Origin of the sequence: Methylocystis sp., assembly GCF_046349115.1 — a bacterium.
Taxonomy (GTDB): domain Bacteria; phylum Pseudomonadota; class Alphaproteobacteria; order Rhizobiales; family Beijerinckiaceae; genus Methylocystis.
Map to the genome: position 1 here is coordinate 211205 of NZ_JAXMCX010000002.1, position 16766 is coordinate 227970.

The 16766-nt window shown below is 64.0% G+C and carries 16 protein-coding genes; 4 read left to right on the forward strand and 12 right to left on the reverse strand.

Annotated features, from left to right (window positions below):
• Positions 1 to 73 precede the first annotated feature (73 nt).
• A complete protein-coding gene (locus U1E20_RS06750) occupies positions 74 to 802 on the reverse strand; it encodes an aldolase/citrate lyase family protein (protein ID WP_409979829.1) in 729 nt (242 codons plus the stop codon).
• 109 nt (positions 803 to 911) lie between these two features.
• On the opposite strand from U1E20_RS06750, the gene U1E20_RS06755 reads away from it, so the two are divergent.
• Complete coding sequence (locus U1E20_RS06755; RefSeq protein WP_409979830.1) at positions 912 to 4040, forward strand: type ISP restriction/modification enzyme; 3129 nt, start codon at positions 912 to 914, stop codon at positions 4038 to 4040.
• Positions 4041 to 4088: 48 nt separating this feature from the next.
• Positions 4089 to 4496 (forward strand): hypothetical protein, encoded by a 408-nt coding sequence (locus U1E20_RS06760; RefSeq protein ID WP_409979831.1) that lies wholly within the window; start codon positions 4089 to 4091, stop codon positions 4494 to 4496.
• Here the strand turns inward: U1E20_RS06760 and U1E20_RS06765 are convergent, their stop codons facing one another.
• The 9 genes from U1E20_RS06765 to ispH form a co-directional block, all read right to left on the reverse strand.
• Complete coding sequence (locus tag U1E20_RS06765; RefSeq protein ID WP_409979832.1) at positions 4497 to 4793, reverse strand: (2Fe-2S) ferredoxin domain-containing protein; 297 nt, start codon at positions 4791 to 4793, stop codon at positions 4497 to 4499.
• On the reverse strand, positions 4794 to 5597 hold the full coding sequence (locus U1E20_RS06770) for an NAD kinase (RefSeq protein ID WP_409979833.1): 804 nt from the start codon (positions 5595 to 5597) through the stop codon (positions 4794 to 4796).
• A gap of 91 nt (positions 5598 to 5688) precedes the next feature.
• Positions 5689 to 6612 carry an ROK family protein gene (locus tag U1E20_RS06775; RefSeq protein WP_409979834.1) on the reverse strand — a complete coding sequence of 308 codons (924 nt, stop codon included), beginning with the start codon at positions 6610 to 6612 and terminating at the stop codon, positions 5689 to 5691.
• The gene (locus U1E20_RS06780) at positions 6609 to 7394 is read right to left on the reverse strand and encodes a pentapeptide repeat-containing protein (RefSeq protein ID WP_409979835.1); all 786 of its coding nucleotides are present in this window, start codon (positions 7392 to 7394) and stop codon (positions 6609 to 6611) included. The genes U1E20_RS06775 and U1E20_RS06780 overlap by 4 nt, the downstream gene beginning before the upstream one ends.
• A 25-nt stretch (positions 7395 to 7419) precedes the next feature.
• Complete coding sequence (locus U1E20_RS06785; RefSeq protein WP_409979836.1) at positions 7420 to 8196, reverse strand: hypothetical protein; 777 nt, start codon at positions 8194 to 8196, stop codon at positions 7420 to 7422.
• A 21-nt stretch (positions 8197 to 8217) separates the two neighbouring features.
• Positions 8218 to 9969, reverse strand: coding sequence for an OmpA family protein (locus tag U1E20_RS06790; RefSeq protein WP_409979837.1), 1752 nt, complete (start codon positions 9967 to 9969; stop codon positions 8218 to 8220).
• Between the two features lie 211 nt (positions 9970 to 10180).
• The gene (gene rnhA, locus U1E20_RS06795; protein WP_409979838.1) at positions 10181 to 10657 is read right to left on the reverse strand and encodes a ribonuclease HI; all 477 of its coding nucleotides are present in this window, start codon (positions 10655 to 10657) and stop codon (positions 10181 to 10183) included.
• Positions 10654 to 11619: a homoserine kinase gene (gene thrB / locus U1E20_RS06800; RefSeq protein WP_409979839.1), complete on the reverse strand. Its 966-nt coding sequence runs from the start codon at positions 11617 to 11619 to the stop codon at positions 10654 to 10656. The genes rnhA and thrB overlap by 4 nt, the downstream gene beginning before the upstream one ends.
• A gap of 28 nt (positions 11620 to 11647) precedes the next feature.
• Positions 11648 to 12616, reverse strand: a complete 969-nt coding sequence (gene ispH, locus U1E20_RS06805; protein ID WP_409979840.1) for a 4-hydroxy-3-methylbut-2-enyl diphosphate reductase — start codon at positions 12614 to 12616, stop codon at positions 11648 to 11650.
• A gap of 298 nt (positions 12617 to 12914) precedes the next feature.
• On the opposite strand from ispH, the gene U1E20_RS06810 reads away from it, so the two are divergent.
• Both U1E20_RS06810 and U1E20_RS06815 read left to right on the forward strand, forming a co-directional pair.
• Entirely contained in the window at positions 12915 to 13760 is an 846-nt protein-coding gene (locus tag U1E20_RS06810) for a DUF937 domain-containing protein (RefSeq protein WP_409979841.1), read from the forward strand.
• Positions 13761 to 13962: 202 nt separating this feature from the next.
• The gene (locus U1E20_RS06815; protein ID WP_409979842.1) at positions 13963 to 15351 is read left to right on the forward strand and encodes a glutamate--cysteine ligase; all 1389 of its coding nucleotides are present in this window, start codon (positions 13963 to 13965) and stop codon (positions 15349 to 15351) included.
• A 16-nt stretch (positions 15352 to 15367) separates the two neighbouring features.
• Here the strand turns inward: U1E20_RS06815 and U1E20_RS06820 are convergent, their stop codons facing one another.
• Both U1E20_RS06820 and U1E20_RS06825 read right to left on the reverse strand, forming a co-directional pair.
• The gene (locus tag U1E20_RS06820) at positions 15368 to 15694 is read right to left on the reverse strand and encodes a hypothetical protein (RefSeq protein ID WP_409979843.1); all 327 of its coding nucleotides are present in this window, start codon (positions 15692 to 15694) and stop codon (positions 15368 to 15370) included.
• Positions 15695 to 15950: 256 nt separating this feature from the next.
• Positions 15951 to 16715 carry a 16S rRNA (uracil(1498)-N(3))-methyltransferase gene (locus U1E20_RS06825; RefSeq protein WP_409979844.1) on the reverse strand — a complete coding sequence of 255 codons (765 nt, stop codon included), beginning with the start codon at positions 16713 to 16715 and terminating at the stop codon, positions 15951 to 15953.
• Positions 16716 to 16766 lie beyond the last annotated feature (51 nt).

Here is a 16766-nt window from a genome sequence, read left to right on the forward strand (position 1 = left end):
TCCGCATTTCGGCGATCCCGCCCGAATGCAGCGTGATCTGGCGCGCCCGATCGGACCTTGCTCATCGGTCTGTCTATGCCGGCGAATTGGGCTTTTGTCGATTCTCGCCCGCCGGGAAGATTTTGTGGATGGCGGCGACCTGCCGAGGATCAAGCGCCATCGCGCCGGTAAATCCATCGCGGCGCGCCGCGACATGGGCGGCTTCTTCCCCGACACGGACAGGCGGCGCCAGAGCGGGAACGCCGGCCGCGGCCGCCGCCAGCACGATCGCCGCGCGCGCCGCATTGATGGCGGCCCCGCCGCCCTCAAGCAGCGCGAGCGCGACGCAAAGCCCAGCCTCGTCGAAGGACAGCGCGCAGAGCCGCCGCGACGCGCCGGCAAAATTTGACAGCGCCAGGACGCCGGCCGGATCGGCGCCGACGAGAGCGCCGATCCTGGTCGCGCCGTCGGCGAGGCCGGCCTGCGCCTCGCGCACGGCGAGCTTGACCGCGAGGCGCTGCAGGCAGGCCGCGCCGTCGCGGGCGGGAAGAAAGACGCCATCCGGTCCGGGACCGAACAGCGCATCGAGGTCGGCCTCTATGAGCTCACTGTTAAGAGGCGCGACTTCGACAAAGAGCTTCGGGCCCCCGCTCTTCGCGCGCGCCGCGTCGATGAGCGCGCTCGCCCTCGCGCGCGCGCCGCGCCGCGCGTCGTCCTCGACGCAGTCGCCAAGCCGCAACAGCAGCGCATCCGCGCCGCAAGCGAGCGCCACGGCGAGGTCGACATCGCCGGCGTCGGAGTCGAGGATCAGACAGGCGCGCATGATTAAGCGGGGTTCCGAGTGACCTCGGCCATTTCTATCACGCTCGGGACGGCGCGGCGTAGCGGGGTCGCGTTGACGGCGACCAGGGCGGCGCGCATAAGCGCAATCAATGATCGATCGTTTTGAAACCTATCTTTTAAAACTGCGCGAAACGCCGCTCGCGGAGCACACCGAGCACACCGGCCGCGCGGCTCTCGAAACGCTGCTGGGTCAATTCGCCAAGGATGCGCACAAAGGCCTGCGGGTCCAGCATGAACCCAAGCGCGAGAGAGACAAAGGCGCGCCGGATTTCAAGATTTCGCGCCATGGCATGATCCTCGGCTATGTCGAGGTCAAGGAAATCGGGACGAACCTCGACAAGGTTCTGAAGTCCGACCAGATCAAGCGCTATCGCGAACTCTCCGACAACATCGTCCTTACGGATTATCTGCAGTGGATTTGGATCGACGGCGCGCATGTCAAGGCGCGCGAAGCGCTCGCCTTCCCGACCGACCTCGGCGCCCGCAAAATTCGCATCGCCCCGGAGCGCGCCAAAGCCGTCGGCGAGCTCATATCGGCATTCTTCTCGGAAGCGCCCGAGGGCATTGGCCGCGCGCAGCAATTGGCGCTGGCGTTGGCGACCCGTAGCAAGCTGCTGCGCGAATTCTTGAGCGAGGAGTTGATACGGCAGCAGCGTGAACACACCGAAGGCCGTCTCTTCGGACTCTTCCAGATTTTCCGCGATCAAGTCTTTCACGAACTGACGACGGCCGATTTCGCCGACGCTTTCGCGCAAATGCTCGCCTATGGGCTCTTCCTTGCAAAGCTCAACGCGGATGACCAGCAAGTGACGCTGCGAAACGCCGAAGAGTTCATCCCCGGCTCCTTCCGTCTCATTCGTGAACTCGTCGATTTCCTCACCGAGCTGGAGAAGGAGGAATACCGCGACGTGCGATGGGTGGTCGAAGAGGTTCTTTCCATCGTCAACGGGCTCGATCTTCCCGCCATTCACGAGGATTTGTCCTTCCGCGCCCGCAAGGCGATCAATCGCAAGGTGCGCGCAGCGGATGAGGAAGAGCATCGGCTTTTCGAGCGCGATCCCTTCATCTATTTCTATGAAGACTATCTGAAGGCCTACGACGCCAAGATGCGCAAGAGTCGCGGCGTCTATTACACGCCGCCGCCGATCGTGAATTTCATCGTCCGCGCGGTCGACGACATTCTCAAAGACAGTTTCGACATTCGTGAGGGCCTTGCGGATTCAAAGCGCGTCACCGTGCTCGATTTCGCCTGCGGCACCGGCACGTTTCTGCTCGAAGTGTTTCAACGCATCTTCGACAATATCGGCGGCGCCGACAAAGGCCGCGCCGATCCGATCGTCCGCGAACATATTTTGAAGAACATCTACGGCTTCGAATATCTCATCGCGCCCTACACCATCGCCCATTTGAAACTGTCGCAATTCCTGCGCGACCGAGGCCATGCGCTCAAGGACAATGAGCGGTTGCAGGTGTTTCTCACCAATACACTGGAGCCGATCGAGCCGCAGAAGAATTTCCTGCTGCCGGCGATTTCGGCCGAGGTCGAAGCCGCCCAGGCGGTTAAGGAAAAGCCGATATTGGTGATATTGGGGAACCCGCCGTATTCGGGCCATTCGAAAAACAAGGGCGCGTGGATCACGACCGCGATCGACGGATATAAATACACAGTCGAAAAAGACGACAAAGGCAAGGAGTTCAACAAGCCGCTTGGCGAACGCAACCCGAAATGGCTCAACGACGACTATGTAAAATTCATCCGTTTCGCGCAGTTGAAGATGGACGCCGTCGAGGAAGGCGTTGTCGGAATCATCACCAATCATTCCTGGCTCGACAATCCGACCTTTCGCGGGATGCGTCAGTCGCTGATGCGTAGCTTCGATCAGATTTACGTGCTCGATTTGCACGGCAATGCCAAGAAGAAGGAAGTCGCGCCCGACGGCTCGAAGGACGAGAATATTTTCGACATCGAACAAGGCGTGGCGATCAGCGTCTTTGTCAAAAAGCCGGTCCTGGAACGCGGAGTTTGGCGCGGAGATATGTGGGGCAAGAGGATAGAGAAATATCGAGCGGGGTCAGAATTGGCACTCAAAAATCTTGCTCATAAAGGAATTGAGGTAACCGAGCCGACATACCTATTCTTAGATCAATCAGCGGACGATAGAGACGAATATTCTGACGGTTTATCGATCAACCAAATTTTCCCAATCAATAGCGTAGGTATAGTTACTGCTCGGGATCACCTGACGATTCAGTTTACGGACGCCGACGTGGTCCAGGTCATATCCGATTTTTCGCGTTCGGAGCCCAACGACGCTCGAATCAAATATAGTTTGGGCCCGGACGTCGAAGATTGGCGAGTGGCGTGGGCTCAAGCGGACCTCGTCGAGTCTAGCCTCGATCCAAGTAACATTGAACAAATCGCGTATAGACCATTTGATTTGCGTTCGACCTACTATACCGGCAAAGCAAGAGGATTCATTTGTCGGCCACGCAATAGCGTAATGAAGCATTTTCGGCGGGGCACGATTGGCATCGACGTCTGCAGATTCGTCGTCGGTAGTTGGCGCCACGTAATGGCCATTTGCGACCTGGTCGATGACTCCTTTGTCTCCAACAAAACAAAGGAACGCGGCTACGCATTCCCACTCTATACCGAAAGTGGGGAAAATCTCTCGCCTGCATTTCGTTCTTTCGTCGACGCACGCTACCACGGACATCATTACAGCGCCGAACAAATCCTCGGCTACATTTACGCGATCCTACACGCGCCGAGCTACCGGCGCCGCTACGCCGAATTTTTGCGCATTGATTTCCCACGCATTCCCTTCGCCGAGAAGCGCGAGGATTTCGAAGAATTGTCGAAACTCGGCGCGGATTTGATCGAGGCGCATCTTTTGCGCAAATTTCCCCGCCGCGGTCTCGCCGACTATCACGGCCGCGGCGACAATAGCGTCGAGAAACCCCGCTATGTCGAAGCCGAAGCGCGCGTCCTTATCAACGAGACGCAATCCTTCGCGCCAGTGCCCAAGAACGTCTGGGAATTTCACATCGGCGGCTATCAGGTGTTCGACAAATATCTGAAGTCGCGCAAAGGCCGCAAACTCTCGCTCGACGAGATCAACCATATCGCCGCCGTCGCCGAAGTGCTGGCCTTCACGATCGAGCAGATGGCGCGGATCGACAAGGCCTGGGCTAAGGCCTATCCCGACAGGGGATAACTCTTCGGCACGCGAGACCCTTGCGAAGCGCGGGGCTATATTTCCCGCATGTCGAGTCGCACCGCCCGTCAATCCTACGAGCAACCGGGGCTGTTCCCGCCCGACCAGCCCGACCTCTTCGGCGAGGAGCCGGCGCCGCGCCGGGACGTCTATATCCCCAAGCCGGAGGCCGTTCGAAGCGGCGCTAGGAGCGCGCTCGAAAAATTTCAGGCGGTCAAGGCCTGGACCGACGAACACGCCTGGGCGCGCCTCCGCCTGATCGAGAGCGCCGAATATTATTACGGCCTCATCGCCGACGACGCCGAGGCCGAGGAATGGCGGGAGCGTTACGAGGCCGAGATGGCGCGGCTCGACGCCGCCGGCCCGCGCGCGCCCCAGCAAGAGCACGCCGACTATTACAAATATCCGACCCGCGAATTCACCCCCCGCTGGGTCCGCCGCCCGCCCGGCCGCTGATCACTCCGCCTCGCACGCCTCCAGCACGAAACGGGTCAGCTCGTCGGCCGAGGTATAGCTGATCCATTTCCCCGACGGATAGGCAACGGCGACCGGGCCGTGTTCGCATTGGCCGAGGCAGCCCGACTGCGACAGGCGCACGCCGTCGCGCTTGGCGAAGGGCAGCGCCTTCATCGCCTCCTTCGCCTGGGCGAGCGCCGCCTTGGCGCCGTGGTCCTCGCAGGCCGGCTTGCCGTCGCGCTGGTTGACGCAGACGAAGATATGGCTGCGGAAAGGTTTGATCGCTGTATCAGGCATTCAATATCCGAATTGTTCGCGCAGAATCCGCTCCTCCAGCGAATGGCCGGGGTCGTGGAGCAGGATCAGCGTCGTCGCATGGTCCATCTCGACATCCACATAAGCGAGATCGCGGAATTCGTCATGGTCGGCGACGACCGAGACCGGGCGCTTGGCCGCCTCCAGCACTTCGATCCGCACCTTGGCGGCGTCTGGCAGCAGCGCGCCATGCCAGCGGCGCGGGCGGAAGGCGGAGATCGGCGTCAAGGCCATCAACGGCGCGTCGAGCGGAAGGATCGGACCATTGGCGGAAAGATTATAGGCGGTGGAGCCGGCGGGCGTCGACACCAGCACGCCGTCGGTGACGAGTTCCGGCATGCGCTCCTGGCCGTTGACAAGAATACGCAGCTTGGCGATCTGCGACGTCTGGCGCAGCAGCGAAACTTCATTGATGGCGTGCGCCGAAAACTCGTCGCCGCGCACATTGACGGCATGCATCAGCAGCGGGTGGACGATCGAGGATTTCGCCTCGGCGATCCGCTTGCGCAGCCCGCTCTCGCGATATTGGTTCATCAGAAAGCCGACCGAGCCGCGGTTCATGCCATAGATCGGCTTGCCGGCGTCCATGAAGCGATGCAGCGTGCGCAGCATCAGCCCGTCGCCGCCGAGCGCGACGATGCAGTCGGCCTCTTCCGGCGGGCAGTCGCCGTATTTTTCGGCGAGGCGCCGGCGCGCCTCTTCCGCGTCCGGCGCGCCCGAGGCGAGAAAGGCGAGCTTGGAGAAGGGCCTTTTCACATTATTCGGCTGGTCTCCGGCGGCGCCCATCACAACTCCCCTCGCCTGCGTCCGCAGCCGCCGCGATCCTTTCGCATACACCGACGCGCGGCGTTAGGGAAAGGCGCCGCGGCCGCCCCGCTCAGCCGATCTCCCCGGCGCGCCACAGCCAGGCCGCGCCGCGCACGCCGCTTGAATCGCCATGTACATTGGGCAGGATTTTCGTGTCGAAAGCGTCGGTGAAGGCGTATTCCCCGACCCGCGCCGCAAGCCCGTCGTAGATCAGTGAGATATTGGAAAGACCGCCGCCAAGCACGATCACGTCGGGATCGATGAGATCGACGACTACCGCGAGCCCCCGCGCCAGCCGGTCCTGATAGCGCTCGAGGCTCTCGCGCGCGAAAGCGTCACCTGCCTCAGCCAGCACGGCGATTTCGGTCGCAGAGCGACCTTCGCCGGAACGTCGCTCATAGTCGCGCGAAAGGCCGGCGCCGTTGAGGAACGTCTCGACGCAACCGCGATGACCGCAAAAGCAGCGCTCTCCCGGATATTCGTCCTCGGTCATCCACGGCAGCGGCGTATGGCCCCATTCCCCGGCGACGCGATTGCGGCCTTCGACAATTCCGCCATTGACGATGATGCCGCCGCCGACGCCGGTGCCGAGGATGACGCCGAAGACGACGCCAGCGCCGCGGCCGGCGCCGTCCACCGCCTCGGACAGCGCGAAGCAATTGGCGTCATTAGCGACGCGCACCGGCCGTGCGAGCGCCTGCGAAAGATCGACGTCGAGCGGCTTGCCGTTGACGACGGCGGTGTTGGAGTTTTTCACCAGCCCGGTATGGGTCGAAATCGCGCCGGGCGCGCCGACGCCGACGGCGCCGCGCCGTCCGATGTCTGAATCGATGTCGCCGACGAGCGCCGCGATCGACTTGACGATCGCTTGATAATCATGCGCGGGCGTCGCGACGCGGCGGCGCGCCAGAGTTTCGCCCTTAGCGTCGAGCGCGATCGCCTCGATTTTGGCGCCGCCGAGATCGACGCCGATGCGAATGAGATCGCGCGTCATTTCACGCGGGCGCGATCGAGATTCTGCGCATCGGAGAGCGCGCCCCGGGCGGAAGAGTCGATCTGCGCGGAATCGAGATCGAGGCCTTCGGTCTTCGCGCCTGCCCAGTTGGCGTCGGTGAAATCAGCGCCGGCGGCGTCGGCGCCAGTCAGATTTGCGTTGGTAAAATCGGCGCGCGCGGCTTTCGCAAAGCGAAGGTCGGCGCTCGCGAGATTGGCGCCGTGAAAACGCGCGCCCTCCAATGACGCCGAGCGCAGCACCGCGCGCATCAGGCCCATCGACTGGTTCTTCATGTCGGCGGAAAGATCGGCGTCGGCGAAATTGGCGCCGCGCGCCGATGCGCCGGTGAGGTCGCCTGCGAGTCGCGCATGGGCGAAATCCGCGCCGTCGGCGCGCATCCGTTGCATCTGCGATGCGAAGGCGTGCGCGCCTTTCAGCGACGCGCCGGAGAGGTCGGCTTCGATCAGCCAGGCCTGATCAAGGATCGAATCATCAAGCCGCGCGCCGGCGAGACGCGTCTTGTTCATGCGCGCCGCGCGAAAATCGACGCCGTGCAGATCGAGTCCGGAGAGATCGAGCCCGTTGAGGCTTTTACCTGAGAGATCGACCTTGCGTTCGTTGCTGCGCTGCCGCAGCGCCGCCTCGACGTCGGCGCGCGTCAATTCAGCCTTGGAATAGGCGGGCTGCGCAAGGTCGACGCCCTGCAGCATGTCCTGAGCGCGAGCGCTTGGCGCCGACAGGTGCGCGACGCAAAGAAGGACGAAGCTCAGGACTTGACGCATACGCTCGAACTCGTCCTCTTTGGCGCTACGCCGCGTCGGCGCTCCGATCAGCGCCGCCGCTCAGCGCCTGCGCCTGCGCGACCCAGCCGCCGCGTTTCACCCGGCCCGCCGCGCCGATCGATGATTCGATCCATTTGACATTGTCGTCGCTCCAGGCGGCGATCTGATCATAATGGAAAACCCCCAGCGCGTGCAGCTTCTCGACGCTCTTTGGTCCGAGCCCCTTGATCTTGGCGAGATCGTCGGCCGCGCCGCCGCGCGGCGCGGGAAGCACGGCGGGTCGTGCGCCAGCCGCCATCTTGCCGCTTGGCGCGCGCATCTGCGCGGCTTTCTCGTTCAACGCCTTGGCGGCCGAAGCCGCCAACTCCAACGCCGGCTCGACGCTCATCGGCGTTATGGGCTCGGCCGTCGCGGCGATGTCGGCTAGCGGTTCAGCGGGCGGCGCGACGACTGGTTCGGAGATTTCGGCCGTCACGCCGCGAAGAATGAGCGTCGGCCGCTTCACCGCATGGGCCGGCGCCGACCCCTGAACCTGCTTGAACGCGCCGCCGATCGGCAGTCCGATGAGATAAGCGAAGGCCGCGACAAGCAATATGTCCAAGGTCAGCGCGGCGCGGCCTTCGAGGAGTCCCAGCCAGGACGCCGCCGCGCCTCCCGCGAGCGCCGAGGCGACCGCAACGACGTTCCAGCCGGGGGCCGAGGGCGAATCCTTCGCCGGCGCGGTCGTGACATAACCGATCAGCGCGCCAAGCGCGCAAGCGGCGGCGAACCAGGGCCAGCCGAGCGTCAGCACATAAGCCATCTGCTTTCTCCTTTTCTGACGCTACTTGACGATGATTTCGACGCGGCGATTGCGGGCGCGATTTTCGTCGCTGTCATTGGGTGCGACCGGACGCTCGCCGCCATAGCCGACCGCCGTCATTTTGAACGGGTCGACGCCAGCTTTCGAGAGACGATCGAGGATCGCCTGCGCGCGACGCTTGCTGCGTCCAATGTTCACTTCGGCGATGCCGACATTGTCGGTATGCGCGCCGACTTCGAGGACCGCGCCCTGGCAGCGCAGCGCCGTCGCGGCGATCGCATCGACGAGCGGCGCGGATTCAGGCGCGATCGTCGCATCATCCGAGGCGAAGACGATTGGCGATTTGGCGATCAGCCGAGACAAGGTCGCGCCGCATTCGCCGGCGTCGAGCGGCGCGCCGACGATGCGCGTCGAGAGCTGAGCGTCGCCATGGAAGCTCTGCGGCAGCCCCTCGTCGAACGCCGTTGCGATATCGGCGCGCGCGTTCTGATGACGCGCGACGCCGGCCAGCGATACTGTCGAATCGCTGATCGAAAGCTTGCCCTCGTCGAGCCGCGCGAGCGCCGCAAGCGAATGATCCGTCGCTTCCGCGAAATTCTGCGGCGCGCCCTTCGCGATGGCGAGTCGGTCAACGACCGCGGCGTCGAAGAAACTCCTGCGCGCGGTTTCGACGAGACGATTGCGGACGCTTTCATCCGGCGCATAGCCCGTCAGCGTCACTTCGCCGCCGGCGCGCTGCGCGTCAAACACATAAGGCGCGACCGGACCCGCCGTCACGTCGAGCCGCGCGATTGCGAATCGCGCAGGCAGGCGGGCTTTGGCGTCAGCTTGAATCGTCGCGCTTAAGATGTTTTCGCGTCCCTGCCCTTCAATGACAATTTTGCCGTCCGTTACGACGACCTTGCCTTGCGAGAGCTTGCCGAGTTCGCCGACCGCGAATGCGAGCGCGCCGGCGAAATCGCCCTCCGGCGCGCCGGCGCCGAGCTGCGTCGCGTCGCTGACCGCGGCGCCGACCCCGGCCGTCGCCGCCATGGCGACGATCTTTTTGCGCAGATCGTCATTCGGAAGATGGCCGGACAGGCTGACGACGCCGTCGCGCAAGGCCGCCGAAAACACGTAAGGCGAAACCCGCGGCGGCGACACCGCGGCCTTTACGGCGCCCGCGTCGAAGGGCGGCGATTTGAGCGCCGCGATCGCTCTGTCGTAATCGGCGGCGCTGCGGGCTTCGCCCGAGACCGCTAAGGTCGCGTCGGTGATCGTCGTCGTCGCCGGATCGAGTTCGGCGAGTCGGCGAATGGCGAAGGACGCAAGCTCGGCGAAGGATTGCGGCGCGCCGTCGGCATAGGCTGCGGCGTCGCTCACTTCCAGGCCCAAAGAGGCGATCTCGGCGCGCAGCCTTTCGCGCGCGCCTGTCGGCGGGATATTGCCAGAGATCGTCGCCTTTCCGCCGTGGCGTTCGAGTTTCAGCACGAAGGGCGTCGCCCGCGAAAGCGGCTCGGTCGCGTCGACGATTCGCCGCGCCGGCGTTTCGATTCCCAACGCCGTCAGCAGGCGGGCTTTCACATCAGGCGACAGCGAAATCCCAGCGAGGATCACGTCGCGGCCCCCGACGCGGACCTCTGGTCTGTCGATCGCGTCAGGCGATTTTGCGATGCGAGAGAGAACCGCGTCGCGCAGTTCATCCTCGAGCACAGGCGTCAGCGCCTGCTGCGCAAAATATCCGAGTCCGAAAAGGACCGGCAGACCAATCCACCATTTCTTGGGAAGGAGCATCGACGTCTTGCCCTCCATCGAAGAGAGAATCAGCGAAGACGCGCATACTTTAACCGCACATGGCTCCCTTTGCGCGGCGTGATGTCAATATGATGGCGAACGCTCAGCGATATCCAAAGCAAAATGGGGAACACGGCCGCGCCGCGCTCCCCAAAGGCGAAGAAGAGTCCTGGTTGACTAAGACATAGAGTTTGTCAGCGCGCCGACAAGACTATTTCGAGGAAGCGCGCTCGCTTGCCGCAGGTCTTCCCGGGAGAAAGGGCGCCATGCCGGCGCGCGCCAATTCGTCGGCGCGCTCGTTCATGTCGTGACCCGAGTGGCCCTTGACCCAATGCCAGTCGACGTCATGCGGCTCCGCCGCCGCTTCGAGTCTTTGCCATAGATCGACGTTTTTCACAGGCTTTCGGTCGGCGGTGCGCCAGCCGCGCGCCTTCCAGCCTGCGATCCATGACGTGACTCCGCCGCGCAAATATTGCGAATCAGTATGAAGGTCGACGGCGCATGGCCGCGTCAGCGTTTCAAGCGCCCTGATCGCCGCCATCAGCTCCATGCGATTATTGGTGGTGAGCGGCTCGCCGCCGTTGATCTCCTTTTCGCGATCGCCGAATCGCAAGATCGCGCCCCAGCCGCCGGGGCCCGGATTGCCCGAGCAGGCGCCGTCGGTCCAGATCGCGACTCGGCGCGTCACGAGACGAGGCCATAGACACGCGCATCGGCGGCGGACTGATGAAAGCGGAGCTTGGCGAGATATTCGCGCGGATCCTTCGGACGCACCAAGGCGCCAGGCGGCACGTTGAGCCAGTCGACGTAGCGGGTCAGCAGAAAGCGCAGCGCGGCGCCGCGCGCAAGCGTCGGAAAGGCCGCGATCTCGGCCGCGGAGAGCGGCCGGATTCGGCGATAGGCGTCAAGCAGCGCCGCGCCCTTCTGAGGCTGATAGCAATGCTCGGCGTCGAAGCACCAGGCATTGAGGCAGACCGCGAGATCATAGGCGTAGGCGTCGGTGCAGGCGAAGTAGAAGTCGATCAGACCCGAGATGCGCTCGCCGAGAAAGAACACATTGTCCGGGAAAAGATCGGCGTGGATGACGCCGCACGGCAGGTCGCGCGGCCAGTCGCGCTCCAGATGGTCGAGTTCGGCTTCGACAAGCGCGCGCAATCCCGAGGCGACTTCCTCGGCGCGCGACGCGCAGGTCGAAAAAAGCGGCCGCCACCCCTCGACCGACAGCGCATTGTGGCGCCGCTGCGCGAAATCGGCGCCGGCGAGGTGAAGTTGCGCGAGCGTCGCGCCGAGCGCGGCGCAATGCGCGGCTTCGGGATGATGGACGGAATAGCCGTCAAGAAAGGTGATGATCGCTGCCGGGCGGCCGGCGAGCCGCCCGAGCGCGACGCCGGCGCGGTCTTTCACCGGCAGCGGGCAGGTGACGCCCCGCGCCGCGAGATGCTCCATGAGATTCAGGAAAAACGGCAGATCGGCTTCGGCGACGCGCTTTTCGTAAAGCGTGAGGATGAAGCTGCCGGCGCCGGTATGGAGATAATAGTTGGAGTTCTCGACGCCCTCGGCGATGCCTTTGCACGACAGCAATTCGCCGAGGTCATAAGTCGAGAGAAAAGCGATCAGCTCTTCATCGTCGACGAGCGTATAGACGGCCATGCGCGCCGACCGTTCCCGCAGGCCGCCCTCAGGCGATCGCCCGCAGTTCCTTTGGCAGGGGGAAGGACACGTTTTCGTCGGCGCTGGAGACGGTTTCGACGACAATGTCGTAACGCTCGGCGAAAGCGTCCATAATCTCCTCGACCAGCACTTCGGGCGCCGACGCGCCGGCGGTGATGCCAAGCGTCGCGATGCTGCCGAAAATCTCCCAGTCGATCTCTCCCCGGCCCTGCACGAGCTGCGCCGGCGCGCCAGCGCGCTCCGCTACTTCGCGCAGCCGCTGCGAATTGGAGGAATTCGGCGAACCGACGACAATCACCGCGTCGACGTAAGGCGCGACCTCCTTGACCGCGGCCTGACGGTTCGTCGTCGCGTAGCAGATGTCTTCCTTATGCGGGCCGATGATTTTCGGGAAGCGCCGCATCAGCGCATTGACGATCACTTGAGAATCATCGAGCGACAGCGTCGTTTGCGTCACATAGGCAAGATTGGATTCGTCGTCGAATTTGAGTCGATCGACGTCCTCGACGGACTCGACCAGCACAACAGCGCCCTCCGGAAGCTGCCCCATCGTGCCGACGACTTCCGGATGGCCGGAATGTCCGACGAGCAGCACCCGACGGCCGCGCCGCCAATGAATTTCCGCCTCCCGATGCACTTTCGTGACGAGCGGACAGGTGGCGTCGATAGCAAGCAGCCCGCGCTCAGCCGCGGTGGCGGAGACCGATTTGGCGACGCCGTGCGCCGAGAAGATCACCGGCGCCGCAGTCTTTGGAATCTCGTCGAGCTCCTCGACGAAAATCGCGCCCTTGGCCTTGAGCGACTCGACGACATAGCGATTGTGGACGATTTCGTGCCGCACATAGACCGGCGGCCCGAATTTGGCGAGCGCCCGCTCGACGGCGTCGATCGCGCGCACGACGCCGGCGCAAAATCCCCGCGGCGAACACAAAAGTATCTTGAGCGGCGGCTTCGCGGGCCGGGAGTGGACGTTCATCTTCGCGCCTTAGGCAGAGGCGGCGCCAGGCGGAGAGTCGCTCAAGCGCCAAACGCGGCCATCCGGACCCCCGGATTGAACGCCGGCAAGCAATGTCGCGCATGCGCGACGGTGTCAAGCCGGCCGCGACGCTTGCGGCGCCGGCGAGAGACTCATCCGTGAGCCAGGCCAAAGCGTTGCAGAATATCGAGCGTCCCTAACGGTTTCCCGATATCGCCGTCGATTGGCGGCGCCGCCGCTCTGTGACACGATGACGCCGGCGCCCGCATCCCGGGCCCGAATGAACGGAGCTGCGCGCATGTCCTATCTCGACGAGATTTTGCAATCGGCGCAAGGCGGCCAGCTGGTCGCCAACCTGGCTCAACGCTTCGGCCTGACGGCCGAACAGATGGAAGGCGCGATCAAGGCGCTCGCCCCCGCGCTCGAAATCGGGTTGAGCAACGCCGCCGAACAGCCAGCGATGTTCCAAAGGCTTCTGGGCGACATCGCGTCGCCCGGACGCGCGGCCGCCTTCGACGACCCCAGCGCGGCGCATGACATTGACTCGGTCGCTCAATCGCGACAGCTGCTTGACGATCTCTTTGGCTCGCCGGCGGCTGTCGGCCGGATCGTCCAGGTCGCGGCGCGAGAATCAGGCCTGCGTCCCGATATTCTTTCGCAGCTTCTGCCAATTCTGGTCTCGGTTCTCATCGGCGGATTGTTCAAGAATATCGGAACCAGCGGACTTGGCGGCGTGTTGGGCCAACTCGTCAATTCGGGCGCGCTGGGGTCCATCCTCGAACAAATGCTCGGCGGCGGCCGTGCGCCGGAGCCCGCGCCAACGCCGACACCGCGTGGCGGCGGACTGGGCGGCGGGCTGGGTGGAATCCTCGGATCGATCCTAGGATCGCTGCTTGGCGGCGGCCGCCGACCGGCGCCCGGCCCCTATCGGGGACCGGCGGACGATACGGGCGGCGGCCCCTTCGATCTCGACCCAGGCCGAGGGAGCTCCCAGGGGACCCCGGAAATGGATCAGGCATCGATCAAGCAAGCGATCGAAGACATCAAGAAAACACTGCAGATTGGGCGCGGCGGCCAGGGCGAAACCGCGGCGGCGCGCTCGGATTTCGAAAGCATCATCGGTCAAATATTGGGCAAGCGCTGAGCAAGGCGGCGCCGCCATCGGCGGCGACGCAAGCCCCAGGGGAATGGCGGCCGATCGTTAACGAGGCGCCCTTCCCCGCCGGCGCAACGGAGGCTTGCGCAGCGCCGTCTTTCCTGCAATCCATCGGCGCGATTCCTCGACAGCGCGAGGCGCGTCCGCGCCGCGATCGCGCCCCTCCTCGAACACGGACAGTTTCCGATAGATGGCCCGCGACGTATCCGACACGACGCCAATCACGTCGCGCAACATGTTGGTCGAATGGCTGGAAGCCGGGTGCAAGACCGGCGGCGCGCCGCTGCGCATCGGCACCGAACACGAGAAAATCCCCTTTTACGCCGCAGACAACGCGCCCGTCCCCTATGACGGTTCGGCCGGTCGCGGCGGCGTGCGCGCGCTGCTCGAGGGCCTCGGCGATGCGCTCGGCTGGGCGCCGATCTTCGACCGCGACGCGCTGATCGGCCTCTATCAGCCGGAAGGCGGCGGCGCGATTTCGCTCGAGCCCGGCGGCCAGTTCGAACTCTCCGGCGCGCCGCTGCTCGACGTTCACGCGACGAAGGAGGAACTCGACGCGCATTTCGGCGCGCTTGCGCCAGTCGCAAACGCGCTCGGGGTGCGTTTCCTCGATCTCGGCTGCAGCCCCAAATGGTCGCGCGCGGAAACGCCGGCGATGCCCAAGCAGCGCTACGCCATCATGCGGAGCTATATGCCGAAAGTCGGCGCGCGCGGCCTCGACATGATGTTTCGCACCGCCACCGTGCAGGTCAACGTCGACTTCGTCGATGAAGCCGACATGGTTCAAAAGATGCGGGTCGGCCTCGCTCTGCAGCCGTTCGTCACGGCAATTTTCGCCAACTCGCCGTTTCTCGACGGCAAGCCGACCGGCCGACTGTCGCAACGATCCTATATTTGGCTCGATACCGACCCGAATCGCACCGGCATGCTGCCTTTCGCCTTCGACAAGGGATTCGGCTTCGAGCGATACGTCGATTATGCGCTTGACGTGCCGATGTATTTCGTCAAGCGCGGCGACGTCTATCATGACGTGGCGGGGGCAAGCTTTCGCGATCTGATGGAAGGGCGCCTCGCGCAATTGCCCGGCGAACGCGCCACAATGTCCGACTGGGCCAATCATCTCTCGACGATTTTTCCCGAGGTGCGACTGAAGACCTATCTGGAAATGCGCGGCGCGGACGCCGGGCCCCGCACGCATTTCACCGCCCTCGCCGCGCTGTTCGCCGGCCTCTTTTATGATTCCGGCGCGCTCGACGCGGCGCGCGAACTCACCAAGGATTGGACCGCCGACGCCCGCCAGGCGCTGCGCGACGACGTTCCGGCGTTGGCGCTCGATGCGACGATCGGGGGCCGCGGTCTGCGCGACATCGGTCGCGACGTTCTTTCGCTGGCGAAGGACGGGTTACGCCGGCGCGCGCGACTGGACGCGCAGGGCCGTGACGAGAGCGTTTTTCTCGCGCCCCTAGAAGCCATTGTCGAAGAAGGACGATGTTTGGCGCAGCAGCGGCTCGACGCCTATTACGGCGGATGGGGAGAGTCGATCGACGCCGCCTTCGTCGACTGCGTCCTGCCGCTATAGGCGCTTTGAACCGCGCTCAGCGCGGGAAGAGATCGTGCAGTCCGAAGGGCGCCATCGGCAGCCATGAGGAATGCGCGGCGGCATGCCGCATGCCGTCGCGCGGCATTTCGGCATAGCCCATCGGGGCGACCGGCGTTCTCGGCATGGTGACGCGAACGTGTCCGCCCAATCGAACGCAGCCATTCGACCCGGCGACCGGGACATAATCGGCGCCATAGCGCGCGCATTGGCTCACATTTTCGGCGCGAACCGGCGTGACCGCGAACGTTGCGAGCGCGATGACTGCAAACAGGCGCCCCGGAATTTGACCTTCGCTGCGGCGGATGATGTCTTGGGTCGTCATAATTTTTTGGCCTCACTTCCGAAAATTCGCGCCCGGGCGCGATATTTCAGGAGCCTTGCAATCCCGACCTGTCTCTCGGTGCGACGAAATTGGGCCGACGGCGAAGACAAACGCTCGCGTCGAGCCCGACGCTGTTTACTCACATTCCAACTAGAGCCAAACATCGTGGCAGGATCGTGTCTCTCACGCCCTGCGCGCGAAGCCCGCCCGCGTCACACGCGCCTTACGCTTTATTTTCTATTTATTTATTTTTTGTTTAGATTTTGTCTTGCGCTGGCGGTCGCCAATCGCCAATCGCGGCCTGAACGATCGCCAAGGCGGCGACCGCGGCGGTGTCGGCGCGCAGCACGCGCGGTCCAAGCGAGAGACAAACGACATTCTGCAATCGTCGAATGGATCCCCGTTCAGAATCGTCGAAGCCGCCTTCGGGCCCAATGAGCAGGCTCACGCCCTCCCGGGCCGTGCAGTCGGCGAGCGCGTCCATCGGATTGGCGAGAACGGCATGTTCGTCGCAAAAAATGAGCAGCCGCCGCGCCGGGAAACCCGCCAGGAAATCGGGCAATTCGACGGCGGGCGCGACTTCGGGCACGGCCAGCACGCCGCATTGCTCGGCGGCTTCGACGACATTCGATTGAAGCCGCGCGGCATTGATTCGGCGGACCTGGGTGCGATGGGTAATCACCGGAAGGAGCCTGCCGGCGCCCATCTCCGTGGCCTTTTGCGCCATATAGTCGAGACGCGCCTGCTTTAAGGGCGCGAAGCAATAATCGAGGTCGGCGCGTTCGGGCTGGACGCGCAACCGCTCCGCGACGCGCAATCTTGCGGCGCGGCGCGTAACATCGAAGAGCGTCGCGCGAAATTCGCCGTCGCGACCGTTGAATACATGTATCGCGGCGCCCTCGCGCAGGCGCAAAACATTGAGCAGATAGTTCAACGCCTCAGCTGAAGGCGCGAAGTCGACGCCAGGAGCGAGCTCGTCGCGAACGAACAGGCGCTGGGCGGTAAAATCATAAGCTGACACAATCGCTTCCGAGCGGCGACGCGAGCGCGATGCGCGCTTGCCATGAAGCCG

Bases quoted from the DNA above. Each gene is read 5' to 3' on its own strand.
- U1E20_RS06750 (WP_409979829.1), bottom strand. From the start codon at position 802: ATGCGCGCCTGTCTGATCCTCGACTCCGACGCCGGCGATGTCGACCTC.
- U1E20_RS06755 (WP_409979830.1), top strand. From the start codon at position 912: ATGATCGATCGTTTTGAAACCTATCTTTTAAAACTGCGCGAAACGCCG.
- U1E20_RS06760 (WP_409979831.1), top strand. From the start codon at position 4,089: ATGTCGAGTCGCACCGCCCGTCAATCCTACGAGCAACCGGGGCTGTTC.
- U1E20_RS06765 (WP_409979832.1), bottom strand. From the start codon at position 4,793: ATGCCTGATACAGCGATCAAACCTTTCCGCAGCCATATCTTCGTCTGC.
- U1E20_RS06770 (WP_409979833.1), bottom strand. From the start codon at position 5,597: ATGGGCGCCGCCGGAGACCAGCCGAATAATGTGAAAAGGCCCTTCTCC.
- U1E20_RS06775 (WP_409979834.1), bottom strand. From the start codon at position 6,612: ATGACGCGCGATCTCATTCGCATCGGCGTCGATCTCGGCGGCGCCAAA.
- U1E20_RS06780 (WP_409979835.1), bottom strand. From the start codon at position 7,394: ATGCGTCAAGTCCTGAGCTTCGTCCTTCTTTGCGTCGCGCACCTGTCG.
- U1E20_RS06785 (WP_409979836.1), bottom strand. From the start codon at position 8,196: ATGGCTTATGTGCTGACGCTCGGCTGGCCCTGGTTCGCCGCCGCTTGC.
- U1E20_RS06790 (WP_409979837.1), bottom strand. From the start codon at position 9,969: ATGCTCCTTCCCAAGAAATGGTGGATTGGTCTGCCGGTCCTTTTCGGA.
- thrB (WP_409979839.1), bottom strand. From the start codon at position 11,619: ATGGCCGTCTATACGCTCGTCGACGATGAAGAGCTGATCGCTTTTCTC.
- ispH (WP_409979840.1), bottom strand. From the start codon at position 12,616: ATGAACGTCCACTCCCGGCCCGCGAAGCCGCCGCTCAAGATACTTTTG.
- U1E20_RS06810 (WP_409979841.1), top strand. From the start codon at position 12,915: ATGTCCTATCTCGACGAGATTTTGCAATCGGCGCAAGGCGGCCAGCTG.
- U1E20_RS06815 (WP_409979842.1), top strand. From the start codon at position 13,963: ATGGCCCGCGACGTATCCGACACGACGCCAATCACGTCGCGCAACATG.
- U1E20_RS06820 (WP_409979843.1), bottom strand. From the start codon at position 15,694: ATGACGACCCAAGACATCATCCGCCGCAGCGAAGGTCAAATTCCGGGG.